Source organism: Kribbella sp. NBC_00889, from assembly GCF_045207705.1.
GTDB lineage: Bacteria > Actinomycetota > Actinomycetes > Propionibacteriales > Kribbellaceae > Kribbella.
The window spans coordinates 8,700,054-8,725,254 of sequence record NZ_CP108783.1; the positions used below are offsets into that span (position 1 = coordinate 8,700,054).

Here is a 25,201-nt window from a genome sequence, read left to right on the forward strand (position 1 = left end):
TCTCAGCGGCCGGCCGTGACCGGGTTGGTGAGGACGCCGACGCCAGGGATGCGGGATTCGGCGGTGTCGCCTGGGGTGATGTGGACGGCGCCGGGGGTGCCGGGGGAGATGATGTCGCCGGGGTAGAGGGGCATCACCTTGCTGTGGAAGCTGACCAGGAACGCGGGACTGAAGGCCATGTTCGCGATCGTGTTGCTGCGGTGGACCTCGCCGTTCAGGACCGTCGAGACCTCGACGGCGTCGAGTGAGCCCCAGTGTGCGAGTACGGCGTCCAGGCTGGTGATCCACGGGCCGAAGGAGAAGAAGCCGGGGAAGTTCTTCGACCGGGTCAGGAAGCGCGGGTTCTTCTCGAGGATGTCCTCGGCGGTCTGGTCCAGCACCGGGACGACGCCGAAGACGTGGTCGAGCGCCTCGTCCTCCTCGACCTGGTAGCACTCCCGGCCGATCACCAGCCCCAGCTCGGCCTCCGCCGTCGTCCGCCGGCTCTGCGACGGCACCGGGATCGGATCACCCGGACCGATGATCGTGTGGTCGCCCTTCATGAACGACGCCGGCTCGGTCGGCACGTTCTCGGACAGGTCGCCGGCGTGCTCGAGGTAGTTCAGCCCGATGCCCCAGATCTTGCGCGGATTCCGGTACGGCGCCACGAACTCGGCCGACGCGTGGAACACGTCGTCCGGCGCGCGGCCCGCCGCGAGCGCGAGCTCCGCCAGGGTCGTCGTACCGAACAGTGCCGGCAGGTCCGGAGCGAAGCCGAGGTCGGCGATCGGCACCACGCCGCGATCCGGATCGAGCACCACCGGCACTTCGTTGCCACTAGCAAGCTTCGCGGATCCCACCTGGACGAATCGGCCGGCCATGCTGCTCCTTCGACGCGCGGGTGACCTGTGCGCCACAGCCTAGGTGCGGACCTGTCCGTATATCGGGAGCGGGTGCAAACTTCCCGCATCGTGGGATACGGTTTCGTCATGCAGGAAAGCCCGGGGCGCCATGGATCGGTGCAGTCCATCGATCGGGCGGTGGCGATCCTGCGCTGCTTCGACGGCCGGACGCCCGATCTCGGCATCAGTGACCTGGCCCGCGCGACCGGTCTGTCCACCAGCACCGTGCACCGGCTGCTGCTGGCGATGCAGGAGAACGGGCTGATCCGCCAGACGGCACACCGCCGGTACGCGATCGGTCCGCTGGTCGCCCAGTTGGCGCACAGCGGCGGGATCCCGGCGACCTTGCGCGACGCTGCGATGCCGGTACTGCGTGCCCTTCGCGACGAGACCGAGGAGACGGCGGCCGTGCACGAGTTGCTCCCGTCCGGGCAACGCGTCGTCCTCGAGCAGGTCGAGAGCCGTCACCAGTTACGCCGTACGTACACGGAGTTCGGCATCCCGGTGCAGTTGCCACTAGGTGCTCCAGGCAAGGTTCTGCTGGCGTTCTCCCCGTGGGAGCGGCAGGTCGAGGTGCTGGCCGGTCCGCTCGAGCAGGTGCTGCCGCAGACCATCACCGATCCGGTCGTGCTGGCCGCTCAGCTGGCCGAGATCCGGACCCGAGGCTTCGCGAAGTCCGTGTCCGAACGAACGCCCGGCATCAGATCCGTGGCCGCCCCGGTCTTCGACTTCTCCGGTCAGGCGGTCGGCTGCCTGTCGGTCTCGGGGCCGGAGATGCGGATGCCGGTGGAGCGGATGGACGAGTTCGGCGAGCGGGTGGTCCCCGCCGCGTGGTCGGTGTCCGAGCTGCTCGGCGCCACCCCGGCCGAACGCGACCGCGGTACGGCGCGCGCCTCGGAGCCGGCGGTCAGATCTCGACGTCCGGCTCGCCGCCCATGACCGGAGCGGCAAGCCTCTGGAAGATCGCACCGTCGGTCTATCTGCCCGCTCTGCTCTACGGCATCGGGCAAGGCGCGATCGCGCCCGTGGTCGCGGTGTCCGCCACCCACCTCGGCGCCTCGGTCGCCGTCGCCGGTGTGGTCGTGGCGGCGGCCGGTCTCGGCCAGGTCGTCGGTGACATCCCGGCAGGTGCGCTCACCACCAAGATCGGTGAGCGGAGCGCGATGCTCGCCGCGACCGTGCTGGTCGCTCTGGCGCTGGCGGCCTGCATCGTCGTCCCGACGGTCTGGGGTCTGGCGATCGCGATCGGTGCGACCGGACTGGCCGGCGCGGTGTGGGGTCTGGCCCGTCAGGCGTACTTGAGCGAGGCCGTGCCGATCCAGTTGCGCGCCCGTGCCCTGTCCACTCTTGGCGGCGTACAGCGCATCGGCTCCTTCATCGGACCGTTCCTCGGCGCGTTCGCGATGCGCTTTCTCGGCACGGACGGCGCCTACTGGGTCCACCTGGTCGCCGCAGTCCTGGCGTGTGGCGTGCTGCTGAGTCTCCCCGACGTCGAGTCGGTACGACGTACGCGCGGGAGCCGGCCGGTGTCCGCGCAGTCGACCTGGGGTGTGATCCGCGATCACCTGCCAGTACTGCGGACTCTCGGCGTCGGTGCACTGCTGGTCGGTGCGGTCCGTGCGTCACGGCAGGTGGTCATCCCCCTGTGGGCGTTGCACCTCGGGCTCGATCCGCAGGCGACCAGCATCATCTTCGGACTGTCGGGCGCGGTCGACATGCTGCTGTTCTATCCCGCCGGGTCGGTGATGGACCGCCTTGGCCGCAAGTGGGTCGCCGTACCGTCCATGCTTGTCCTCGGGCTGGCGCATCTGCTGCTGCCGTTGACACACACCACGGTCGCGCTCACCGCGGTCGCGTTGCTGATGGGTGTCGGCAACGGTCTGGGCGCCGGCGTGATCATGACGTTGGGTGCGGATGCCTCTCCGCCGATCGGGCGCGCGCAGTTCCTCGGTGCGTTCCGGCTGTTCGCCGACACCGGCAACGGCAGCGGGCCGTTACTGCTGGCCGGGGCTACAGCTCTCTTCGGACTCGCCCCAGCGATCGTGATCATGGCCGCGACGGGGTGGGCCGCTGCCACCGCGATGCATCGCTGGATCCCGCCACACCCGACCGCCGAAGCACCGGCCTGAGGGAACCGATTTGGTTTCCGGAGTAACGGTCAGGCACAATGAACATTGCCGAAGACCGCTGGTCGTCACTTTCGAGTGACTGAAGGTCCCACAGATTGAGTGGGCGGCCCGCGTAGGTGACTTGGACAGTGTGACATCAGTATGTTCACGCCCTTGCGCCTGCGCAGGGGCGTTTTCTCGTTCTGAGGGGCCGGCCCGGGGTCGAGGCGTTGAAGCCAAACCCTGCGAAAGCAGGTTGGAAGGAGACCCCATGGCGAGGCCGGACAAGGCAGCCGCTGTCGCCGAGCTCACGGACGAGTTCCGGAGCTCGAACGGCGCAGTGCTGACCGAGTACCGCGGTCTCACCGTGGCGCAGCTGCGGCAACTGCGTACTGCGCTCGGTGACGACGTGAACTACGCCGTGGTGAAGAACACGCTGACCAAGATCGCGGCCAAGGACGCCGGTGTCGACTCGTTCGACTCGCTGCTCGAGGGCCCATCGGCAATCGCCTTCATCAAGGGTGACCCGGTGACCGCGGCCAAGGGACTGCGTGACTTCGCCAAGGCGAATCCCCTTCTCGTCATCAAGGGTGGAGTGCTGGAAGGCAAGGCACTCGGCTCTGACGAGATCAGCAAGCTCGCTGACCTGGAGTCGCGTGAGGTCCTCCTCGCGAAGCTCGCAGGTGCGATGAAGGCGGCCCCGCAGCAAGCGGTGTCGCTGTTCGCTGCTCCGCTGTCGCAGGCCGCGCGCCTGTTCGCGGCGCTGCAGGACAAGCTGCCGGCCGAGGCCGCCCCCGTGCAGGACACGGTTGCGGACGAGGCGCCGGCCGTGCAGGACACGGTCGAGGCACCTGCCGAGGCGAGCACCGAGGAGACCGCGGCAGCCGACAGCTGACGCGGATCTCACCCGTAACACCCCATCAGTGATCACCAGTACCACCATTAGGAAGGACCGCCACCATGGCGAAGCTCAGCACCGAAGAGCTGCTCGGCCAGTTCAAGGAACTGACCCTGCTCGAGCTCTCGGAGTTCGTTAAGGCGTTCGAGGAGGAGTTCGGCGTGACCGCCGCTGCTCCGGTCGCCGTTGCCGCCGCTGCTCCGGGTGCCCCGGCCGCCGCTGCCGAGGAGGCCGCGGAGCAGGACGAGTTCGACGTCGTTCTCGAGAGCGCCGGCGAGAAGAAGATCCAGGTCATCAAGGAGGTGCGCGGTCTCACCAGCCTTGGTCTGAAGGAGGCCAAGGACCTCGTCGAGGCGGCTCCGAAGCCGATCCTGGAGAAGGTCGACAAGGCTGCCGCGGAGAAGGCCAAGGAGGCCCTCGAGGGCGCCGGCGCCACCGTCACCCTGAAGTGATCTGTGCGGCATCGGCCGCACACCCAGCAGTACGCCGAAGGGCGGTCCTACCCAGGACCGCCCTTCGTCACGTTCTCAGACGCCGATCCGGTGCCACGGGCCCCAGATGGCGAACGACATGCCGCGACTGGCCTGGATGTTGACGAACAACGTGTGGCCGTCCGGGCTGAAGGTGGAACCGGCGAACTCGTCCCCGGAGCGGTCCACCCCGGTGCTGCTGGTCAGCCGGTTCAGCGCGATGTCGAACAGTTGGCCGCCCCGCGACAGGCCACGCAGGTAGTTGTCCTCGGTGTTGTCCTCGCAGACCACCAGAGTCCCGCGCTTGCTGGTCGTCACGTTGTCCGGGAAGTCCAGGGTCGCCCGGTTCGGCGACTGGTAGATCAGCTGCAGCTTCCGCGCCCGGGTGTGGTACGCCCAGATCTGGCCGAACCCGTTGCCGTACCCACCGACCGGATCCGGTCCGGTCTCCGCCGCGCCACCACCCTGCGTGGAGCAGAAGTAGACGACGTTGTCGTCGTACACCTGTCCTTCCAGCCGGGAGAAGTACGCCGCTCCCTGCGCGCGGCCCTGGTCACCGACGTACACGAGCGCCTGGTCGTTCGTCGTCGGCGCGGTCTGCCCTGGTGTGTACGGGAACGCCGGGGCCGGGTCGTCGATGTCGACCCAGGTGACGTCGTACGTCGCGCGCCTCGGCTGTTCGGCGGCCAGGTTGAGGTTCGGACGGCCTTTGACGGCCAGCATCTGCAACCGGCCGCCGTCCTCGATCCGCCCATGCTTCATCGGGTTGCGCGGTGGGCGATAGCGGAAGAACCCGGACGGGAACGCGAAGTTGTCCTCGGTCAGGTAGAGGAACCCGTCCCTGGGATCGAACGAGACGGCCTCGTGCGCGAAGCGGCCGGCGTGGGTGATCGGCTCGCGCTCGGACTGGCCGCGGGCCGGGACCTCGAAGACGAAACCGTGCGGTTTGGTCAGCGCCACGTTCGGCGCGCCGGTGAAATCGGGTCCTACGTCGGGCCCGTTCACCGTTTCCTCGCAGGTGATCCAGCTGTCCCACGGCATGATTCCGCCGCTGCAGTTCATCATCGTGCCGTTCAGGCTGGTGTAGGCGTCGACCACTTCGCCGAATCGCGTCACCTCGATCGTCGTCGTCCCGCCTTGTGCCATCGCGTCGTACGGCGTCCCCGGACCGAACGGCGTACCGGGGTTGTTCAGCTCGTGGTTGCGGACGAGCACGATGTTGCCGTTGCGCCGGGTGAACGCGCCCATGCCGTCGTGCCGTCCAGGCAGGTTCGTGCCGTCGGTCAGCACGACCGGGAACTCCGTGTCGTGGAAGGATCGGTAGTTGAAGCCCTCCGGCAGATGCAGCCGGACCTTGCCGTCGCGCCGATCCGGAATCGCCCGCAGCGCCCGGAACGGCGCACTGCTCTGCGGCGACGCGACCGCCTGCTGGGCCACGAATCCCTGGAACGGCCCGGCCGCGAACACCCCGCCCGCGACGGCCGCGCTGCCCTTCAGGAATGTTCGTCGTTCGATGCTCATCCGTCGTCCCCTCCATGGCCGTGCGAAACCTTTGATCGACGCTAACTTTCGGGTCGCGGTCGGGACAGACCTCGGGCAGCCGCTAAGATCGCCGGTGCCGTGTGCCTATCAGCACTCCGTGTTGGCCGATCGACGCAGCGTGATCGGCGTGACCGGAGCGTGACCAAGCGGTCACCGTCGCTTGACATACGGGGGTTTACGCAAAACCGTACTCGTGCGTAACCTAGGCAACCGTGCCTCGTTGGACCGGGCAGAAACTCGTCGGTTCGGGGCCGTACAGACATTCCCGTGAGGAGGACCGGTGGGCGTAGAAGTCCGCGTCGAAGGTCTCACCAAGTCCTTCGGAAACCAGCTGATCTGGGGCGACGTGTCCCTGACGCTGCCCGCCGGCGAGATCTGCGTCATGCTCGGCCCGTCGGGCACCGGCAAGTCCGTGTTCCTCAAGACGCTGATCGGTCTGCTCAAGCCGGACAGGGGCCACATCTACATCGAGGGCACCGACATCGCGACCTGCAGCGAGCGCGAGCTGTACGAGATCCGCCGCCTGTTCGGCGTGCTGTTCCAGGACGGCGCGATGTTCGGCTCGATGAATCTGTACGACAACGTCGCGTTCCCGCTCCGCGAGCACACCAAGAAGTCCGAGTCCGAGATCCGCTCCATCGTGATGGAGAAGATGGAGATGGTCGGCCTCGTCGGCGCGGAGAAGAAGCTGCCCGGCGAGATCTCCGGCGGTATGCGCAAGCGGGCCGGCCTGGCCCGCGCGCTGGTGCTGGACCCCGAGATCCTGCTGGTCGACGAGCCGGACTCCGGTCTGGACCCGGTCCGTACGTCGTTCCTGAACCAGGTGATGATCGACCTCAACGAGGCCTTCGGCGCGACGTTCCTGATCGTCACCCACGACGTCAACACCGCGCGGACGGTGCCCGACAACATCGGCATGCTGTACCACCGGCATCTGGCCATGTTCGGCCCGCGCGAGATGCTGCTGTCCAGCGAGGAGCCGGTCATCCGGCAGTTCCTGAACGCGCAGATGATCGGCCCGATCGGCATGTCCGAGGAGAAGGACGCCGACGAGTTGGCCGCCGAGGCCGGCCAGGAGCTTCCGCCGTTGCCGCCGATCCCGATCCAGCAGCTGCCGAGCAGCGGCATGCTCCGGGCGACGCAGCGCCCGCCGGGTGAGTGGTGCCGGGAGAACGGCATCACCCCGCCACCCGGTTCGTTCGCGGACACGAGGGTGGGCGCGACGTGACTGTTTCCGCGACCGCCCCGCTGAAGCACGCCGGCTCGCTGTTCTCCTTCGCCCTCGACACTGCCCGTGCCTCGGTGCGCCGGCCGTTCCAGTTGAGGGAGTTCCTTCAGCAGGCGTGGTTCGTCGCCAGCGTGACGATCATCCCGACCGCCCTGGTCGCGATCCCGTTCGGTGCGGTGATCGCCTTGCAGGTCGGCGGGCTGATCAAGCAGTTCGGCGCGCAGGCCTTCACCGGGTCGGCCGCCGTACTGGCCGTGGTCCGGGAGGCGTCGCCGATCGCGACCGCGCTGCTGATCGCCGGCGCCGGCGGTTCGGCCATCTGCGCGGACCTGGGCTCGCGGAAGATCCGCGAGGAACTGGACGCGATGATGGTGCTCGGCATCGACCCGATCCAGCGGCTGGTGGTGCCGCGGGTGCTGGCGACGATGCTGGTCGCGTTCTTCCTGAACGGTTTCGTCAGCGTGGTCGGCGTGATGGGCGGCTACGTCTTCAACGTCGTCCTGCAGGACGGCACACCAGGTAGTTATATAGCCTCGTTCACCGCGCTGGCTCACCTGCCCGACCTGTGGCAGGGGCAGGCGAAGGCACTGGTCTTCGGATTCATCGCCGCGGTCGTGGCGTCGTACAAGGGAGTGAACGCGGGCGGCGGGCCGAAGGGTGTCGGCGACGCGGTGAACCAGTCCGTCGTGATCACCTTCATGCTGCTGTTCGTCGCGAACTTCTCGATGACCGCGATCTACTTCCAGCTCGTTCCGCCGAAGGGGGCCTGAAGAATGTCAGCCCTCGTCGACTCCCTGGTGAAGAAGCCGCTGCACTCGCTCGACCGGCTGGGCGAGCAGCTCTCGTTCTACATCAAGGCGCTGGCCTGGTCGGGCAAGTCGATCACCCGGTACCGCAAGGAGATCCTGCGGCTGCTGGCCGAGGTGACGCTGGGCACCGGCGCCCTCGCGGTGATCGGCGGCACCGTCGGCGTGATCACGTTCCTCGCCTTCTTCACCGGCACCGAGGTCGGCCTCCAGGGCTACTCCGCCCTCAACCAGATCGGTACGTCGGCCTTCGCCGGCTTCGTCAGCGCGTACATCAACACCCGTGAGATCGGCCCGCTGATCGCCGGGATCGCGCTGGCCGCGACCGTCGGCTGCGGCTTCACCGCGCAGTTGGGCGCGATGCGGATCAGCGAGGAGATCGACGCCCTCGAGGTGATGGCGATCCCGTCGCTGCCGTTCCTGGTCACCACCCGGATCATCGCCGGCCTGGTCGCGGTGATCCCGCTGTACGTCGTCGGCCTGCTCGCGTCGTACTTCGCCACCCGGCTCACCGTGACCACGTTCTACGGGCAGAGTACGGGCACGTACGACCACTATTTCCATCTCTTCCTGCCACCCGGCGATGTGCTGTGGTCGTTCGGCAAGGTGCTGGTGTTCTCCGTCCTGGTGATCCTGGTGCACTGCTACCACGGCTACCACGCGACCGGCGGTCCGGCCGGTGTGGGCGTCGCGGTCGGTCGTGCGGTCCGGACCTCCATCGTCGTCATCAACGTCGTCGACCTGCTGCTCTCGATGGCGATCTGGGGCACGACGACCACCGTCAGGCTGGCGGGGTGACGGCATGACGAGACGAGTCCTGGGGGTCGCCTTCATCGGCGTGCTGTGCTTCCTGCTCTGGTTGACGTACGCGTTCTACGCCAAGGTCTTCACCAAGACGGTCGACGTCGAACTGAAGACCAGCCACATCGGCCTGCAGTTGAACGACCACGCCGACGTGAAGCTGCGCGGAATCATCGTCGGCGAGGTCCGCAGTGTCTCCACCGACGGCGACGAGGCGACGGTGAACCTCTCGCTCAAGCCGGACCAGATCGGCGAGATCTCGAGCGCGGTCAGCGCCCGGATCCTGCCGAAGACGCTGTTCGGTGAGAAGTACGTCGCCCTGGTGCCGCCGGAGGGCTCCGAGGGTCGCCACATCCGCGCCGGAGACGTGATCTCACGGGACAAGACCGCGGTCGGCATCGAGATCGAGAAGGTGCTGAACGACGCGTTGCCGCTCCTGCAGGCGGTCGACCCGGCCGACCTGAACGCCACGCTGAACACTCTGGCCACCGCGCTCGAGGGCCGCGGCGCCGAGATCGGCGGCACGCTGACCCAGTTGGACGGCTACCTGAAGAAGCTGAACCCGAACGTCCCGAAGCTGATGGACGCGCTGACCAAGCTCACCCAGGTCTCCGAGCTGTACGGCGACGCCACGCCGGACCTGGTCCGGGCGCTGCGCAACCTGACCGTCACCGGCAACACGGTGGTGGAGAAGCAGGCGCAGCTGCAGAAGTTCTTCGTCGACGTGCAGGGCCTGTCCTCGACCACGAACACGTTCCTGAAGCAGAACGAGGACAAGGTGATCCGGCTCGGCGAGGTGAGCCGGCCGGTGCTCGATCTGCTGGAGCGGTACTCGCCCGAGATGCCGTGCTTCCTCAAGGTGATGACCGAGACCGCCCCGAGGCTCAACGACACGTTCCGCGACGGCAGGCTGAACATCAATCTCGAGCTGATCACCAACCAGCCGACGCCGTACGCGCCGAACGAACTGCCGGCGTACAAGGACCACCGTGGGCCGACGTGTGTCGGCAAGAACTACAGCCACCCCGGTGCGAAGCCAGGCCCGTACAACCAGCAGAACCCCGCGCCGTACGTCACCGGTGACGACGGCGTGATCGGCGACCACAACAAGAACCAGCGCTTCCCGGTGAACCTGCAGCTGAACCGGGCGGTGCCCGGCTTCGACCTGGACACCGGCGGCGTCGGTACGCCGGCCGAGCAGCAGGTGATCGACTCGGTCGTCGGCCCCGCGATGGGCGTCCCGGCCACCGACGTACCCGATCTGACCACGCTCATGGTCGGCCCCCTCCTCCGGGGAGGCCAGGTGAATCTCACATGAAGATCCTCGACAAGAAGACCTCGATCGACACCGTGCGGCTGGCGATCTTCGTGGTCGTGACGACGGTGGCGACCGCGCTGCTGGCGGTGACGATCGGGAACATCACGTTCAACGCGACGACGAAGTACCGCGCCGTGTTCACCGACGCGGTCGGGCTGAACAAGGGTGACGACATCCGGATCGCCGGTGTGAAGGTCGGTCAGGTCGACAAGATCGCGCTGTACCAGGACACCTTGGCGATGGTGACCTTCAGCGTCGACTCCGACCAGATCCTCGACGCCTCGACGCACGCGACGCTGCGCTACCGGAACCTGGTCGGCAACCGCTACATCGCGCTCACCGACGGCGTCGGTGGTGGCGACCGGATGAAGAAGAACGCCGTCATCCCGAAGGAGCGCACGGCTCCGGCGCTGGACCTGTCGGTGCTGTTCAACGGGTTCAAGCCGCTGTTCACCGCGCTCACGCCGGCGGACGTGAACCAGTTCGCGTTCGAGGTGATCAAGGTGCTGCAGGGCGAGGGCGGCACGATCGAGTCGCTGCTGGCCAAGACGGCGTCGCTGACCACCACGCTGGCCGACGCGGACCAGGTGATCGGTGACCTGATCACCAACCTGACCTCGACGCTGCAGATCGTCTCCCAGCGGCAGCAGAACTTCTCCCAGTTGCTGGTGAACCTGCAGCAGTTCATCACCGGGCTGAGTCAGGACATCAACCCGATCCTGAACTCGCTCGGTTCGATCAACTCGCTGAACACGAAGACGGCCGGCCTGCTGCAGCAGACCCGGGTGCCGATCAAGGCGGACCTGGACAAGATCCGCGCGGTCGCCACCACCCTGGACGACACCCAGGCGATCTGGGTCAAGACGCTGCAGAACATGCCGGGGAAGCTGAACACGATGACCCGGACCGCGTCGTACGGCTCCTGGTTCAACTTCTACCTGTGCAACTTCGACGGCAACGTCACCCTGCCGACCGGGACCCGCATCCCCGTTGCCTACGACAACAACTCGGCGAGGTGCACGAAACCGTGAAGCCGTTCCGTGAGCAGAACCAGGTGACCGTCGGCGTGATCGGCCTGACCGTGATCGGGCTGATCATGCTGGCCGCGTTCAAGGCGCAGGACTTGCCGCTGATCGGTGGCGGGACCAAGTACTCCGCGCAGTTCTCCGAGGCCGGTGGCCTGAAGCCGAACGACGAGATCCGGGTCGCCGGCGTCCGCGTCGGGCAGGTGCGCAAGGTCGAGCTCGAGGGCACGCATGTGCGGGTCGACTTCGTGGTGGACCAGGGCGTGAAGCTCGGTGACCAGACCGGGGCCGAGATGAAGATCAAGACCCTGCTCGGCCAGAAATACCTGAAGCTGAACCCGGCCGGCAAGGGCGAGCTGAAGGCCGGATCCGAGATCCCGCTGGACCGTACCGTCTCGGCGTACGACGTGGTGGACGCGTTCACGGATCTCGCGAACACGACCGAGCGGATCGACACCACGCAGCTGGCCAAGGCCCTCGACACGCTGTCGGCGACGTTCAAGAACACACCGGACGAGGTGCAGGCGTCGCTGACCGGCCTGTCTCGGCTGTCTCAGAACGTCGCCAAGCGGGACGAACAGCTGAAACTGCTGCTGCAGCACTCGAACGTGGTCACCAAGGTCCTTGCCGACCGCAACCAGCAGCTGATCAAGCTGCTGAAGGACGGCAACTCGGTCTTCCAGGCCGTGCAGGCCCGGCGGGCACTGATCCACCAGTTGCTGGTCTCGACGCAGAAGCTGTCCGCGCAGATCACCGCGCTGGTCCGGGAGAACCGCAAGGACCTGACACCGACGTTGCAGAAGGTCAACGCCGTACTGGCCACGCTGCTGAAGAACCAGAACGACCTGGACGCGAGCATCCGCGGCCTGGCGCCGTTCGTCAAGCTGTTCACGAACACCCTGGGCACCGGCCCGTGGTTCGACACCTACGTGGAGAACCTGGTCCCGGTGCCGGAGATCCCGTTGCCGAAGGTCGGAGGTGGCGGCTGATGAAGCTCGCGTCACTGTCCCGCCTGGTCGCGATGGCGGTCGTCCTGGTGATCGTCACGGTCACCGTCATTTCGCTGTGGCCGAAGGCCGATCGGGTCTCCGCGACGGCGTATTTCCCGCGCGCGGTGTCGGTGTACCCAGGCTCCGACGTACGGATCCTCGGGATCAAGGTCGGCGAGGTGGAGAGCGTCACTCCTGCCGGCCGGTCGGTCCGGGTGAAGTTCTGGTGGGAGGCCGAGCACAAGGTGCCGGCCAACGCCAAGGCGGTGATCGCCGCGCCGTCGATCGTGGCCGACCGGTACCTCCAGCTCACCCCGGTGTACTCCAAGGGTGACGTGATGGCCGATGGTGCCGAGATCCCGATGGACCGGACGGCCGTACCGCTGGAGCTGGACCAGATCTACCAGAGCCTGAACGACCTGTCCGTCGCACTCGGGCCGAAGGGCGCGAACGACCAGGGCGCGCTGTCGCGGCTCCTGGACGTGTCCGCGCAGAACCTCAACGGCCAGGGCGCGAAGCTGAACCAGACGATCACCGACGTGTCCAAGCTGACCGGGACGCTGGCGAGCAACTCGCAGAGCCTGTTCTCGACCATCCGGCAGTTGCAGACGTTCGTGTCCGCGCTGGCCGCCAACGATCAACTGGTGAAGCAGTTCAACACCAACTTCGCGGCCACCTCGACCACCCTGGCCGGCGAGCGGAAGGACCTGGCCTCGTCGCTGTCGCTGCTGGCGACCGCACTCGGCGAGGTTGCGACGTTCGTGAAGGACAACCGGACGCTGGTGAAGACCACGGTCTCCGGCGCGACCGACCTGTCGCAGATCCTGGTCAAGGAGAAGGCCGCGCTGGCCGAGGTCCTCGACACGGCTCCGCTCGGCCTGGGCAACCTGGCCCGGATCTACAACCCGCAGTTCGGCACGCTGGACCAGCGGATCAACCTGGCCCAGCTGGACGACCCGGCGACGTTCATCTGCTCGCTGCTGCTGCAGGCCAACCAGCCGCTCTCGACCTGCTCGGCGCTGAAGCCGGTCCTCGACGCGCTGCCGAAGCTGCCGCTGCTGAGCCAGATCACCGGCGCTCCGCCGAGCGGCGGCCCGGCCGGTACGCCGTGGGCGCCGGCGCCGGCCCCGAAGCTGTCGAGCCCGGACCCGGTCGACCCGACCCTCGGGGGGCTGGTCCGATGAGACGCCGTACGAAGATCGTCGCCGGAGTGCTCGGTCTGGCCATGGTGCTGACCGGGTGCGACTTCAGCGTGTACTCGCTGCCGCTGCCCGGTGGAGCGAAGATCAAGGGACCGTCGTACACCGTGACGGTCGAGTTCGCCGACGTACTGGACCTGGTGCCGAAGTCGTCGGTGAAGGTCGACGACGTCACCGTCGGCACGGTCGAGAAGGTCTGGCTGGACGGGTACGTGGCGAAGGTCCGGCTGAAGCTGCCGAAGAGCCTCGACCTGCCGGACAACGCGCGGGCGACGATCCGGCAGACCAGCCTGCTGGGCGAGAAGTTCGTCTCGCTCGCTCCGCCGACCGGGTCGGAGGAGCCGCGCGGGAAGCTGGACAACGGCGAGCTCATCCCGCTGTCGCGGACCACCAGCAACGTCGAGGTCGAGGAAGTCCTGTCGGCGCTGTCGCTGCTGCTGAACGGTGGCGGTGTGGCCCAGCTGCAGATCATCACCCAGGAGCTGAACAAGGCACTGACCGGCAACGAGCCGGCCATCCGCAGTGTGCTGACCCAGCTGAACACGTTCGTCGGCACCCTGGACCAGAACAAGCAGCGGATCGTCACCGCGATCACGGCGGTCGATGCGCTCGCCAAGAAGCTGAACGCCCAGAAGGCGACGTTGGCCACCGCGATCGACTCGCTGCCGAAGTCGATCGCGACGCTGGACAAGCAGCGGGCGGCCCTGGTCAAGACGCTGCAGGCCCTGGCGACGCTGGGGAACACGGCGACCCGGGTGATCACCGCGTCCCAGAAGGACCTGGTTGCGAACCTGCAGTCGCTGTACCCGATCCTGACCAAGCTGGCCCAGGCGGGGGAGGACCTGCCGAAGTCGCTCGAGCTGCTGTTCACCTACCCGTTCCCGGACGGCGCGGCCAAGGCGGTCGGCGGTGACTTCACCAACCTCGGGATCACGCTGGACGTGAACACGCAGAAGGCACTGCTAGGCCTGCTGGGTCTCAAGCTGCCGACCGGTGGGCCCGCGTCGATCCCGTTGCCCGGGCTGAGCATCCCGCTGCACAACTCGACCAACCCGCAGGGCAACGGCCTGCCGGCGCTTCCGGTCCCGACCGGGACGGCGACGAGCTGCATCACGCTGCTCGGCCTGCCTGTCTGTACGCCGAAGCTGAACCGGCCCGGGCTCGATCCCGACCTGGCGCGGGCGCTGATGCCGGGGGTGGCGAAGTGATCACCAGAGCGGTCCGGATCCAGTTGATGGTGTTCCTGCTGATCACCGTCGTCGGTGTGGCCTTCGTGGGTGCGAAGTACGCCCAGGTGGACAAGCTGATCTTCGACGAGGACTACACGGTCAGCGCCAGCTTCGCCGAGTCCGGCGGCATCTTCACCGGCGCCGAGGTGACGTACCGCGGCCAGCCGGTCGGCCGGGTCGGCGAACTCAAGCTGCTGTCCGACGGCGTCGAGGTCAACCTCGACATCGAGAAGAAGGCGAAGATCCCCAGCGACCTGCTCGCGGTGGTCGCGAACCGGTCCGCGATCGGCGAGCAGTACGTCGACCTGCAGCCGCGGCGCGACGGTGGCCCGTACCTCCGCGACAACTCCAAGATCGCCCGCGCGGACACCGCGATCCCGATCGACACCACCGAACTGCTCCTGAACCTGGACCAGCTGGTCAACTCGGTCGACAAGAAGAGCCTGCAGACCACGGTCCGCGAGCTCGGCGCGGCGCTGAAGGGCCGCGGCACCGATCTGCAGCGGATCATCGACAGCTCCGGCACGTTGATCGACGACGCGGACGCGAACATCCTGCAGACGATCAAGCTGATCAACGACGGCGACACCGTGCTGGCCACCCAGGTCGCCAGCGGCGACGCGATCAAGACCTGGGCGAAGAATCTCGCGCTGCTGTCCGACACCCTGGTCAGCTCGGACGCGGACCTGCGGCAGGTGATCGACCAGGGCTCGCTCGCGTCGCAGCAGATCACCGGGCTGATCCAGGACAACCGGGCGGACATCGCGGTGCTGCTCGGTAACCTGCTGACGGTGAGCGAGATGACCGCGGTCCGGCTGGACGCCGTCGAGCAGCTGCTGGTGGTGTACCCGGCGGTGTCGATGGGCGGGTACGTCGTACCGGCGAAGAACAGCGACGGGCACTACGACGCGCACTTCGGCCTGGTGCTCGGCTTCGACCCGGCCGCCTGCCGGGCCGGCTACGGCAGCACGGACCAGCGGGTCCCGCAGGATCTCACCAACATCCCGGCCAACAACAAGGCGGGTTGCACCGCGAAGCCGTCCACGGACGTGAACGTCCGCGGCTCGCAGAACAAGCCGAGCCCGTCGACCAGCGGCGACCGGAACCGGACCGGCTACGGCATCGGCTACGACCCGACCACCGGCGCCGCCGGCGGCGCCGGCGGCATGCCGGAGATCGTCCTCGGCTCGACCGGTGGCCAGGAGGAGTTGCTCGGCAGCGACTCCTGGAAAGCTCTCATCCTTGGACCGGTGACCGGCAAGTGACTTCTGGTAAGTCCCGGCGGGGACCTCTGATTCTGGCGTGGGCGCTGAGCGTTCTGCTCGTGGTGGCGCTGGCGGGTACGACGCTGTCGGTGATCGCACTGCAGAAGCAGCGGGCCGACGACTCGCAGCGCGACGGCGCGATGAAGGCCGCCCGGCAGCTGGCGCTGGACTTCACGACGTACGACTACAAGACCTGGGACGCCGACGCGAAGCGGGTGCTGGACGACTCCACCGGTCAGTTCAAACAGGAGTTCCAGGCCGGCACCGACTCGGTGAAGGCCGAGGTGCTGACCAACAAAGCGACCTCCAAGGGTGACGTGAAGGAGGCCGCGGTGGTCTCGAACGACAAGGACTCCGCCCAGGTGCTGGTGATCGTGAACGCGGTCGTCACCAACACCGCCTCCGCCCAGGGCGTGGAGCGCCGCTACCGGATCAAGCTGGACATGGTGCGCGACAGCGACCACTGGCTGACCGCCGACCTCCAGGTGGTGGGCTGATGCCGGACCGTTCCCGCAACCGCCCCCGGATCGCGGGCCAGCGCCGTACCCCTGGTACGACGCCCGTCGCGGACGACCTGACAACGAACGACACCGAAGCGGTCGCCGAGGGTGTGAGCCCCACCACATCGGACCGGCCCGAGGTTACCGTCCGGGTCGCCGATGACGACGAATTGGCTACCTGGAGTGACGACGAGGCCTTCAAGCTGACCGTCCTGGACCCGGAAACGGGCGAGCCGGCCGAGCAGCACAGCTACCGGGTCGTGCAGGATCAGGTGGCCACCGGCAAGCGTGGCCTGGGCGTGGTGCTGTCCGTGGTGCTTGCGGTGGTCGTCGTACTCGTGCTGACCGTCGGGGCGGTGCTCGGGATCAAGGCGTGGCAGGGCAAGCAGGCCGAGGACGCCCGGGATCAGGCGGCCGCGGCCGGCCGGAAAGCGGCCGAGACCGCGCTCAGCTACGACTACCGTGACCTGGACAAGAGCTTCGCCGCGGCCCGGTCGACGATGACCCCGGACTTCGCCGCCAAGTTCGACGAGACCGCGAAGGTGGCCGGCGAACTGGCCACCAAGACCAAGGCGACGGTCAAGGCCGACGTCCGCGAGGTCGGGGTCCGGGACGGGAACGCCGACCGGGTCACGCTGATCATCTTCGTGAACCAGACCACCACCAGCACGATCACGAAGGGTAGTCCCCGGGTCGACCTCAACCGGACGAGGTTCACGATGGTCCGAAAGGACGGCCGATGGCTGGTCCAGGAGATCGCCGGACTGTAGTCTCTTTGTGACTCCGCACCAGGAGGGCGCCGGAGGTCTCGCGGGTGATCTACTCGCTGGAGACACCGGGTCGGTCCTTGACGGAAAGGGTGGTCCGACGGCATAGTGTTGGACCCCATTGGACAGGCTTGCCTGGATCATGTAATCTTGTGCTTTGCGCTGCCTTTAACCTCCACCCTGGTTCGGGTCTCGACTTGACTAGGGCGGTTCGGCGTGCGCTCCCAGCACCGAAGTGATTTCTGCGAGCCCGTGGAAGGACGCCCCTTGGTCGCCTCGCGCAACCCCCAGTCCGACAGCATTTCCGACGTTTCCGGCTCACCACGCCGTATCTCCTTCGCAAAGATCTCCGAACCTCTCGAGGTTCCGGATCTGCTTGCGCTGCAGGTGGACAGTTTCGACTGGCTGGTCGGCAACGAAACGTGGCAGGCCCGAGTGGCCGCCGCCGAGGCCGAGGGACGGACCGAACTGTCCGGCCCCTCCGGCCTGGAAGAGATTTTCGAGGAGATCTCCCCGATCGAGGACTTCAGCGGCACCATGTCGCTGTCGTTCCGCGACCACCGCTTCGAGCCTCCGAAGAACACGGTGGACGAGTGCAAGGAGCGGGACGTCACGTACTCCGCTCCGCTGTTCGTCACCGCCGAGTTCATGAACAACGAGACCGGTGAGATCAAGAGCCAGACCGTCTTCATGGGTGACTTCCCGTTGATGACGCGCAAGGGCACCTTCGTCATCAACGGCACCGAGCGGGTCGTCGTGTCCCAGCTCGTCCGCTCGCCCGGTGTGTACTTCGAGCGCACCCCGGACAAGACGTCGGACAAGGACATCTTCACCGCCAAGATCATCCCGTCGCGCGGCGCGTGGCTGGAGTTCGAGGTCGACAAGCGCGACATGGTCGGTGTCCGGCTGGACCGCAAGCGCAAGCAGAACGTCACCGTGCTGCTGAAGGCGCTCGGCTGGACCGACGCGCAGATCCTGGAGGAGTTCGGCGACTACGAGTCGATCCGGCTCACCCTGGAGAAGGACCACACCTCCGGGCAGGACGACGCGCTGCTGGACATCTACCGCAAGCTGCGGCCGGGTGAGCCGCCGACGCGGGAGGCCGCCCAGGCGCTGCTGGACAACTACTACTTCAACGGCAAGCGCTACGACCTGGCCAAGGTCGGCCGGTACAAGATCAACAAGAAGCTCGGCCGGGACGAGACGCACGACACCGCGGTGCTGACGATCAACGACATCGTCGCCACGATCAAGTACCTGGTGGCGCTGCACGAGGGCAAGACCGAGCTGCCCGCCCCGACCGGCGAGATCGTGGTCGAGGAAGACGACATCGACCACTTCGGCAACCGCCGGCTGCGTACCGTCGGTGAGCTGATCCAGAACCAGCTGCGCACCGGCCTGGCCCGGATGGAGCGCGTGGTCCGGGAGCGGATGACGACCCAGGACGTCGAGGCGATCACGCCGCAGACCCTGATCAACATCCGTCCGGTGGTGGCGGCGCTGAAGGAGTTCTTCGGCACCTCCCAGCTGTCGCAGTTCATGGACCAGACCAACCCGATCGCGGGCCTGACCCACAAGCGCCGGCTGAACGCGCTCGGCCCGGGTGGTCTGAGCCGCGAGCGGGCCGGCTTCGAGGTCCGCGACGTACACCCGTCCCACTACGGCCGGATGTGCCCGATCGAGACCCCGGAAGGCCCGAACATCGGTCTGATCGGCTCGCTCGCGTCGTACGGCCGGGTGAACCCGTTCGGCTTCGTCGAGACGCCGTACCGCAAGGTCGTGTCCGGTCAGGTCACCGACCAGGTGGACTACCTGACCGCGGACGAGGAGGACCGGTTCGTCATCGCGCAGGCGAACGCCGCGCTGACCGACGACGACCGGCTCGCCGAGGACCGCGTGCTGGTTCGCCGGCGGCACGGTGAGGTCGAGCTCGCCCTGGTCGAGGACGTGGACTACATGGACGTCTCGCCGCGCCAGATGGTGTCGGTGGCGACCGCGATGATCCCGTTCCTCGAGCACGACGACGCCAACCGCGCGCTGATGGGCTCCAACATGCAGCGCCAGGCGGTGCCGCTGATCACCGCCGACGCTCCGCTGGTCGGCACCGGTATGGAGTACCGCGGTGCGGTCGACGCCGGTGACGTGGTCGTGGCCGACAAGGCCGGTGTGGTCAAGGAGGTCTCGGCCGACCTGATCGAGATCGCCGCCGACGACGGCACGTACCAGACCTACCGGCTGGCGAAGTTCCGCCGGTCGAACCAGGGCACCTGCATCAACCAGCGCCCGCTGGTCGACGCGGGGCAGCGTGTCGAGGTGAACTCCCCGCTCGCCGACGGTCCGTGCACCGACGAGGGCGAGATGGCGCTCGGCCGGAACATGCTGGTCGCGTTCATGCCGTGGGAGGGTCACAACTACGAGGACGCGATCATCCTGTCCCAGCGCGTCGTGCAGCAGGACCTGCTGACCTCGATCCACATCGAGGAGCACGAGGTCGACGCTCGCGACACCAAGCTGGGCCCGGAGGAGATCACCCGGGACATCCCGAACGTCTCCGACGAGATGCTGGCCGACCTGGACGAGCGGGGCATCATCCGGATCGGCGCCGAGGTCACCACCGGTGACATCCTGGTCGGCAAGGTCACCCCCAAGGGCGAGACCGAGCTGACCCCGGAGGAGCGGCTGCTGCGCGCGATCTTCGGCGAGAAGGCCCGTGAGGTCCGCGACACCTCGCTGAAGGTGCCGCACGGCGAGGAGGGCACCGTCATCGGTGTCCGCGTCTTCGACCGTGACAACGGCGACGAGCTGCCGCCGGGCGTCAACCAGCTGGTCCGGGTGTACGTCGCCCAGAAGCGGAAGATCTCGGTCGGCGACAAGCTGGCCGGCCGTCACGGCAACAAGGGCGTCATCTCCAAGATCCTTCCGGTCGAGGACATGCCGTTCCTCGAGGACGGCACCCAGGTCGACATCATCTTGAACCCGCTGGGCGTGCCCGGCCGGATGAACGTCGGTCAGGTGCTCGAGACCCACCTCGGCTGGATCGCCAGCCGCGGCTGGGAGATCGACCCGGAGAACCAGGAGGAGTGGGCGCAGCGGCTGATCAAGATCGGCGCCGGCTCGGCTGCTCCGATGACGAACGTCGCCACCCCGGTGTTCGACGGCGCCAAGGAGGAGGAGGTCACCGGCCTGCTCAGCTCGACGCTGCCGAACCGTGACGGCGTCCGGATGGTCGACGGATCGGGCAAGGCCCGGCTGTTCGACGGCCGTTCGGGTGAGCCGTTCCCGGAGCCGGTCGGCGTCGGCTACATGTACATGCTGAAGCTGCACCACCTGGTCGACGACAAGATCCACGCACGGTCGACCGGTCCGTACTCGATGATCACCCAGCAGCCGCTGGGCGGTAAGGCGCAGTTCGGTGGTCAGCGGTTCGGCGAGATGGAGGTGTGGGCCCTGGAGGCCTACGGTGCCGCCTTCGCGCTGCAGGAACTGCTGACGATCAAGTCCGACGATGTCGTCGGGCGGGTCAAGGTGTACGAGGCGATCGTCAAGGGCGAGAACATTCCGGAGCCGGGTATCCCGGAGTCCTTCAAGGTTCTGGTCAAGGAAATGCAGTCCCTGTGTCTGAACGTGGAGGTGCTCTCGTCCGACGGAAGCCGGGTCGAGATGCGCGACAGCGAAGAGGACGTCTTCCGCGCTGCGGAGGAACTGGGAATCGATCTGTCCCGGCGTGAGCCGAACAGTGTCGAAGAGGTCTGAGCGGGTTGCCGCTTGAGATCAACAACCAACTCACTCAGACCGCTTCAACAATCGGGAGATAACACATCGTGCTCGACGTGAACTTCTTCGACGAGCTTCGGATCGGCCTGGCCACCGCGGATGAGATCCGTCAGTGGTCGCACGGCGAGGTCAAGAAGCCCGAGACGATCAACTACCGGACGCTCAAGCCCGAGCGTGACGGCCTTTTCTGCGAGAAGATCTTCGGTCCCACCCGGGACTGGGAATGCTACTGCGGCAAGTACAAGCGCGTTCGCTTCAAGGGCATCATCTGCGAGCGGTGTGGCGTCGAGGTCACCCGCTCCAAGGTGCGCCGTGAGCGGATGGGCCACATCGAGCTGGCCGCGCCGGTCACCCACATCTGGTACTTCAAGGGTGTCCCGTCGCGACTCGGCTACCTGCTCGACCTCGCCCCGAAGGACCTGGAGAAGGTCATCTACTTCGCGGCGTACATGATCACCGACGTCGACGACGAGGCGCGGCACCGCGACCTGTCGTCGTTGGAGGGCCGGACCGACGTCGAGCGCAAGCAGCTCGAGAACCGGCGCGACAACGACATCGAGACGCGGATGAAGAAGCTCGAGGAGGACCTGGCGCAGCTGGAGGCCGAGGGCGCCAAGGCCGACGTACGCCGCAAGGTCAAGGAAGGCGCCGAGCGTGAGGTCAAGCAGCTGCGCGACCGTGCGCAGCGCGAGATCGACCGCCTCGACGAGGTCTGGACCCGGTTCAAGAACCTGAAGGTCCAGGACCTGGAGGGCGACGAGATCCTCTACCGCGCCATGAAGGAGCGGTTCGGCAAGTACTTCGAGGGCGCCATGGGTGCCGCCGCGATCCAGCGCCGGCTGGAGACCTTCGACCTGAAGGCCGAGGCGGACAACCTGCGCGAGACGATCAAGACCGGTAAGGGCCAGCGCAAGACCCGCGCCCTGAAGCGGCTCAAGGTCGTGACCGCGTTCCTGGCCACCAACAACAGCCCGATGGGCATGGTGCTCGACTGCGTGCCGGTGATCCCGCCGGACCTGCGGCCGATGGTCCAGCTCGACGGTGGCCGGTTCGCCACCTCGGACCTGAACGACCTGTACCGCCGGGTGATCAACCGGAACAACCGGCTCAAGCGACTGCTCGACCTGGGCGCGCCGGAGATCATCGTCAACAACGAGAAGCGGATGCTGCAGGAGGCCGTCGACGCACTGTTCGACAACGGCCGTCGTGGCCGTCCGGTCACCGGCCCGGGCAACCGGCCGCTGAAGTCGCTGTCCGACATGCTCAAGGGCAAGCAGGGCCGCTTCCGTCAGAACCTGCTCGGCAAGCGGGTCGACTACTCGGGCCGCTCCGTCATCGTCGTCGGTCCGCAGCTGAAGCTGCACCAGTGCGGTCTGCCGAAGGCGATGGCGCTGGAGCTGTTCAAGCCGTTCGTGATGAAGCGGCTGGTCGACCTCAACCACGCGCAGAACATCAAGTCCGCCAAGCGGATGGTCGAGCGCCAGCGCGCCCAGGTCTGGGACGTGCTGGAAGAGGTCATCACCGAGCACCCGGTACTGCTGAACCGTGCGCCTACGCTGCACCGGCTCGGCATCCAGGCGTTCGAGCCGCAGCTGATCGAGGGCAAGGCGATCCAGATCCACCCGCTCGTGTGCTCCGCGTTCAACGCGGACTTCGACGGTGACCAGATGGCGGTGCACCTGCCGCTGTCGGCCGAGGCTCAGGCCGAGGCGCGGATCCTGATGCTGTCGACCAACAACATCCTGAAGCCGGCCGACGGCCGTCCGGTCACGATGCCGACGCAGGACATGATCATCGGCATCTACTTCCTGACCATGCTGAAGGAAGGCGCCCTGGGTGAGGGCCGGGCGTTCAGCTCGGTGGCCGAGGCGCTGATGGCGTTCGACCGCAACGAGCTGTCGCTGCAGGCCAAGATCACGCTGCGTCTGGACGAGTCCGGCGTACCTGCCGGTGCGACCGAGCGGGCCGAGGGCGGGTTCTCCCTGGAGACCACGCTGGGCCGGGCGCTGTTCAACGAGGCGCTGCCGACGGACTACCCGTTCGTCGACGTCGAGGTCGGCAAGAAGCAGCTGGGCGGGATCGTCAACGACCTGGCCGAGCGGTACTCCAAGGTCGAGGTCGCCAACGCCCTCGACGCACTGAAGGACCTCGGTTTCCGCTGGGCCACCCGGTCCGGTGTGACCGTGTCGATCGACGACTTCAGCACGCCGCCGTCCAAGCCGGAGATCATGGCCCGGTACGAGTCGCAGGCCGAGAAGGTCCAGAAGCAGTTCGAGCGGGGTCTGATCACCTCGTCCGAGCGGCGCCAGGAGCTGATCGAGATCTGGACCGGCGCCAACGCCGAGGTCGGCAAGGCGATGGAGGAGAACTTCGAGAAGGCCAACCCGATCTGGATGATGGTCCACTCGGGTGCCCGAGGCAACATGATGCAGATCCGGCAGATCGCCGGTATGCGTGGCCTGGTGGCCAACCCGAAGGGTGAGATCATCGCCCGGCCGATCAAGTCCAACTTCCGTGAGGGCCTGTCGGTGGTCGAGTACTTCATCGCCACCCACGGTGCGCGGAAGGGTCTGGCCGACACCGCGCTGCGGACCGCCGACTCGGGGTACCTGACCCGTCGTCTGGTGGACGTCTCGCAGGACGTGATCATCCGCGAGGAGGACTGCGGCACCGAGCGGGGCCTGCCGAAGAAGATCGGCGAGCCCGGTCCGGACGGCAAGGTCGTGCACGCCGAGAACGTCGAGACCAGCGCGTACGCACGGACGCTGGCCACCGACGTGTCCGACGCGAGCGGCAAGGTCGTGCTGACGGCCGGCAGCGATCTGGGCGACGTCTCGATCGCGAAGCTGGTCGAGGCCGGGATCGAGGAGGTCAAGGTCCGCTCCGTGCTGACCTGTGACGCCAAGACCGGTACCTGCGCGAAGTGCTACGGCCGTTCGCTGGCGACCGGCAAGCCGGTCGACATCGGCGAGGCGGTCGGCATCATCGCGGCCCAGTCCATCGGTGAGCCGGGGACGCAGCTGACGATGCGGACCTTCCACACCGGTGGTGTCGCGGGTGATGACATCACCCACGGTCTGCCGCGTGTGGTCGAGCTCTTCGAGGCCCGCCAGCCCAAGGGCAAGGCGCCGATCTCGGAGGCCGCCGGCCGGATCTCGATCGAGGACACCGACAAGACCCGGAAGCTGGTGCTCACCCCGGACGACGGTTCCGAGGAGGTCGCCTACCCGGTGTCGAAGCGTGGCCGCCTGCTGATCGAAGAGGGTCAGCACGTCGAGGTCGGTCAGCAGCTGACGCAGGGTACGCCGGACCCGCAGGAGGTTCTGCGGATCCTGGGTGTCCGCAAGGCGCAGGAGCACCTGGTGGACGAGGTCCAGGAGGTGTACCGGTCGCAGGGTGTGGCCATCCACGACAAGCACATCGAGATCATCGTCCGGCAGATGCTGCGCCGGGTCACGGTGATCGAGTCCGGCGACGCCCAGCTGCTGCCGGGTGAGCTCGCGGACCGGATCATGTTCGAGGCGGAGAACCGCCGCGTGGTCGCCGAGGGCGGTACGCCGGCCTCGGGACGTCCGGTGCTGATGGGTATCACCAAGGCCTCGCTGGCCACCGAGTCGTGGCTGTCGGCCGCCTCCTTCCAGGAGACGACCCGCGTCCTCACCGAGGCCGCGATCCACGGCAAGTCCGACTCGCTGGTCGGTCTGAAGGAGAACGTCATCATCGGCAAGCTGATCCCGGCCGGTACGGGCATGGACCGTTACCGCAACATCCGGGTGGAGCCCACCGAGGAGGCGAAGGCCGCGATGTACTCGATGGTCGGCTACGAGTCGTACGACTACGACTTCGGCCCGTCCACCGGTCAGTCGGTCCCGCTCGACGACTTCGACCTCGGTTCCTACCAGAACTGAGCCGAGTCAACTCCGCCGAGGGCGGCACTCCCACCAGGGGGTGCCGCCCTCGCGGCGTTCCGGCCAGGATGAACCATGGCCGAGAACAAGACCCGGAAGACCGACGCGTCCGTCGACGACTACCTGGCCGGCATCGCCGGAGTCCGGGGCGACGACGCCCGCGAGCTCAACGCGCTGATCACCAGGGCGACCGGTCTGGAGCCGGCCCTGTGGGGACCGTCGATCGTCGGTTTCGGCGACCGCCACCTGGTCTACGAGAGCGGTCGCGAGCTGGACTGGTTCGACGTCGGATTCGCGGTCCGGAAACAAGCACTGACGCTTTATCTGACCGCGGGTTTCGACGGGTACGACGAATTGCTCGCCCGCCTCGGGCCGCATACGACCAGCGCCGGATGCCTGTACGTCAAACGCTTGGCAGACGTGGATTCGGGCGTTCTGACCGAGTTGGTACGCCGGTCTGCACAAGACACTCGGGGGCGGGGCTGAAAGTGTC

At 67.2% G+C, this 25,201-nt stretch carries 20 protein-coding genes; 18 read left to right on the top strand and 2 right to left on the bottom strand.

What is annotated here, in order from left to right; translation table 11 throughout:
• Positions 1-2: 2 nt before the first annotated feature.
• Positions 3-860, bottom strand: coding sequence for a fumarylacetoacetate hydrolase family protein (locus tag OG817_RS42930; RefSeq protein WP_406050799.1), 858 nt, complete (start codon positions 858-860; stop codon positions 3-5).
• Between the two features lie 108 nt (positions 861-968).
• Here OG817_RS42930 and OG817_RS42935 point away from each other — a divergent pair, with 108 nt between their 5' ends.
• The 4 genes from OG817_RS42935 to rplL all read left to right on the top strand — a co-directional run bounded on the left by OG817_RS42935 (position 969) and on the right by rplL (position 4,339).
• Positions 969-1,820: an IclR family transcriptional regulator gene (locus OG817_RS42935; protein ID WP_406050801.1), complete on the top strand. Its 852-nt coding sequence runs from the start codon at positions 969-971 to the stop codon at positions 1,818-1,820.
• A complete protein-coding gene (locus OG817_RS42940) occupies positions 1,817-3,010 on the top strand; it encodes an MFS transporter (RefSeq protein ID WP_406050803.1) in 1,194 nt (397 codons plus the stop codon). Before OG817_RS42935 ends, OG817_RS42940 begins: the two co-directional genes overlap by 4 nt.
• 250 nt (positions 3,011-3,260) lie before the next feature.
• Entirely contained in the window at positions 3,261-3,884 is a 624-nt protein-coding gene (gene rplJ / locus OG817_RS42945) for a 50S ribosomal protein L10 (protein ID WP_360446711.1), read from the top strand.
• A gap of 65 nt (positions 3,885-3,949) precedes the next feature.
• Entirely contained in the window at positions 3,950-4,339 is a 390-nt protein-coding gene (rplL, locus tag OG817_RS42950) for a 50S ribosomal protein L7/L12 (RefSeq protein WP_406050805.1), read from the top strand.
• Positions 4,340-4,414: 75 nt separating this feature from the next.
• Here rplL and OG817_RS42955 read toward each other — a convergent pair whose 3' ends face one another.
• Positions 4,415-5,878, bottom strand: coding sequence for a PhoX family protein (locus tag OG817_RS42955; RefSeq protein WP_406050806.1), 1,464 nt, complete (start codon positions 5,876-5,878; stop codon positions 4,415-4,417).
• A 301-nt stretch (positions 5,879-6,179) separates the two neighbouring features.
• Between OG817_RS42955 and OG817_RS42960 the strand changes: the two genes are divergently transcribed.
• The 14 genes from OG817_RS42960 (at position 6,180) to OG817_RS43025 (ending at position 25,194) form a co-directional block, all read left to right on the top strand.
• On the top strand, positions 6,180-7,127 hold the full coding sequence (locus tag OG817_RS42960; protein WP_406050808.1) for an ABC transporter ATP-binding protein: 948 nt from the start codon (positions 6,180-6,182) through the stop codon (positions 7,125-7,127).
• Positions 7,124-7,897 carry an ABC transporter permease gene (locus OG817_RS42965; protein WP_131361050.1) on the top strand — a complete coding sequence of 258 codons (774 nt, stop codon included), beginning with the start codon at positions 7,124-7,126 and terminating at the stop codon, positions 7,895-7,897. The genes OG817_RS42960 and OG817_RS42965 overlap by 4 nt, the downstream gene beginning before the upstream one ends.
• A gap of 3 nt (positions 7,898-7,900) precedes the next feature.
• Entirely contained in the window at positions 7,901-8,731 is an 831-nt protein-coding gene (locus OG817_RS42970; protein WP_406050809.1) for an MlaE family ABC transporter permease, read from the top strand.
• Positions 8,732-8,735: 4 nt separating this feature from the next.
• Positions 8,736-10,052: an MCE family protein gene (locus OG817_RS42975; protein ID WP_406050811.1), complete on the top strand. Its 1,317-nt coding sequence runs from the start codon at positions 8,736-8,738 to the stop codon at positions 10,050-10,052.
• Positions 10,049-11,083, top strand: a complete 1,035-nt coding sequence (locus tag OG817_RS42980) for an MCE family protein (protein WP_406050812.1) — start codon at positions 10,049-10,051, stop codon at positions 11,081-11,083. Before OG817_RS42975 ends, OG817_RS42980 begins: the two co-directional genes overlap by 4 nt.
• Positions 11,080-12,066: an MCE family protein gene (locus OG817_RS42985; protein ID WP_406050813.1), complete on the top strand. Its 987-nt coding sequence runs from the start codon at positions 11,080-11,082 to the stop codon at positions 12,064-12,066. The genes OG817_RS42980 and OG817_RS42985 overlap by 4 nt, the downstream gene beginning before the upstream one ends.
• Positions 12,066-13,250, top strand: a complete 1,185-nt coding sequence (locus tag OG817_RS42990; RefSeq protein ID WP_406050814.1) for an MCE family protein — start codon at positions 12,066-12,068, stop codon at positions 13,248-13,250. Before OG817_RS42985 ends, OG817_RS42990 begins: the two co-directional genes overlap by 1 nt.
• A complete protein-coding gene (locus OG817_RS42995; RefSeq protein ID WP_406050815.1) occupies positions 13,247-14,473 on the top strand; it encodes an MCE family protein in 1,227 nt (408 codons plus the stop codon). The genes OG817_RS42990 and OG817_RS42995 overlap by 4 nt, the downstream gene beginning before the upstream one ends.
• A complete protein-coding gene (locus tag OG817_RS43000; protein ID WP_406050816.1) occupies positions 14,470-15,759 on the top strand; it encodes an MCE family protein in 1,290 nt (429 codons plus the stop codon). Before OG817_RS42995 ends, OG817_RS43000 begins: the two co-directional genes overlap by 4 nt.
• Positions 15,756-16,256 carry a hypothetical protein gene (locus tag OG817_RS43005; protein ID WP_396392333.1) on the top strand — a complete coding sequence of 167 codons (501 nt, stop codon included), beginning with the start codon at positions 15,756-15,758 and terminating at the stop codon, positions 16,254-16,256. Before OG817_RS43000 ends, OG817_RS43005 begins: the two co-directional genes overlap by 4 nt.
• Complete coding sequence (locus OG817_RS43010; protein ID WP_406050817.1) at positions 16,256-17,029, top strand: hypothetical protein; 774 nt, start codon at positions 16,256-16,258, stop codon at positions 17,027-17,029. Before OG817_RS43005 ends, OG817_RS43010 begins: the two co-directional genes overlap by 1 nt.
• Positions 17,030-17,293: 264 nt before the next feature.
• Positions 17,294-20,779: a DNA-directed RNA polymerase subunit beta gene (rpoB, locus tag OG817_RS43015; protein WP_360446684.1), complete on the top strand. Its 3,486-nt coding sequence runs from the start codon at positions 17,294-17,296 to the stop codon at positions 20,777-20,779.
• Between the two features lie 68 nt (positions 20,780-20,847).
• Positions 20,848-24,708, top strand: a complete 3,861-nt coding sequence (locus OG817_RS43020) for a DNA-directed RNA polymerase subunit beta' (protein ID WP_360446682.1) — start codon at positions 20,848-20,850, stop codon at positions 24,706-24,708.
• A 75-nt stretch (positions 24,709-24,783) separates the two neighbouring features.
• On the top strand, positions 24,784-25,194 hold the full coding sequence (locus OG817_RS43025) for a DUF1801 domain-containing protein (protein ID WP_406050818.1): 411 nt from the start codon (positions 24,784-24,786) through the stop codon (positions 25,192-25,194).
• The last annotated feature ends 7 nt before the right edge of the window (positions 25,195-25,201 follow it).

Bases quoted from the DNA above. Each gene is read 5' to 3' on its own strand.
- rplL (WP_406050805.1), top strand. From the start codon at position 3,950: ATGGCGAAGCTCAGCACCGAAGAGCTGCTCGGCCAGTTCAAGGAACTG.
- OG817_RS42990 (WP_406050814.1), top strand. From the start codon at position 12,066: ATGAAGCTCGCGTCACTGTCCCGCCTGGTCGCGATGGCGGTCGTCCTG.
- OG817_RS42940 (WP_406050803.1), top strand. From the start codon at position 1,817: ATGACCGGAGCGGCAAGCCTCTGGAAGATCGCACCGTCGGTCTATCTG.
- OG817_RS42975 (WP_406050811.1), top strand. From the start codon at position 8,736: ATGACGAGACGAGTCCTGGGGGTCGCCTTCATCGGCGTGCTGTGCTTC.
- OG817_RS42930 (WP_406050799.1), bottom strand. From the start codon at position 860: ATGGCCGGCCGATTCGTCCAGGTGGGATCCGCGAAGCTTGCTAGTGGC.
- OG817_RS42970 (WP_406050809.1), top strand. From the start codon at position 7,901: ATGTCAGCCCTCGTCGACTCCCTGGTGAAGAAGCCGCTGCACTCGCTC.
- OG817_RS42980 (WP_406050812.1), top strand. From the start codon at position 10,049: ATGAAGATCCTCGACAAGAAGACCTCGATCGACACCGTGCGGCTGGCG.
- rplJ (WP_360446711.1), top strand. From the start codon at position 3,261: ATGGCGAGGCCGGACAAGGCAGCCGCTGTCGCCGAGCTCACGGACGAG.
- OG817_RS42955 (WP_406050806.1), bottom strand. From the start codon at position 5,878: ATGAGCATCGAACGACGAACATTCCTGAAGGGCAGCGCGGCCGTCGCG.
- OG817_RS43025 (WP_406050818.1), top strand. From the start codon at position 24,784: ATGGCCGAGAACAAGACCCGGAAGACCGACGCGTCCGTCGACGACTAC.
- OG817_RS42995 (WP_406050815.1), top strand. From the start codon at position 13,247: ATGAGACGCCGTACGAAGATCGTCGCCGGAGTGCTCGGTCTGGCCATG.
- OG817_RS43010 (WP_406050817.1), top strand. From the start codon at position 16,256: ATGCCGGACCGTTCCCGCAACCGCCCCCGGATCGCGGGCCAGCGCCGT.
- OG817_RS42935 (WP_406050801.1), top strand. From the start codon at position 969: ATGCAGGAAAGCCCGGGGCGCCATGGATCGGTGCAGTCCATCGATCGG.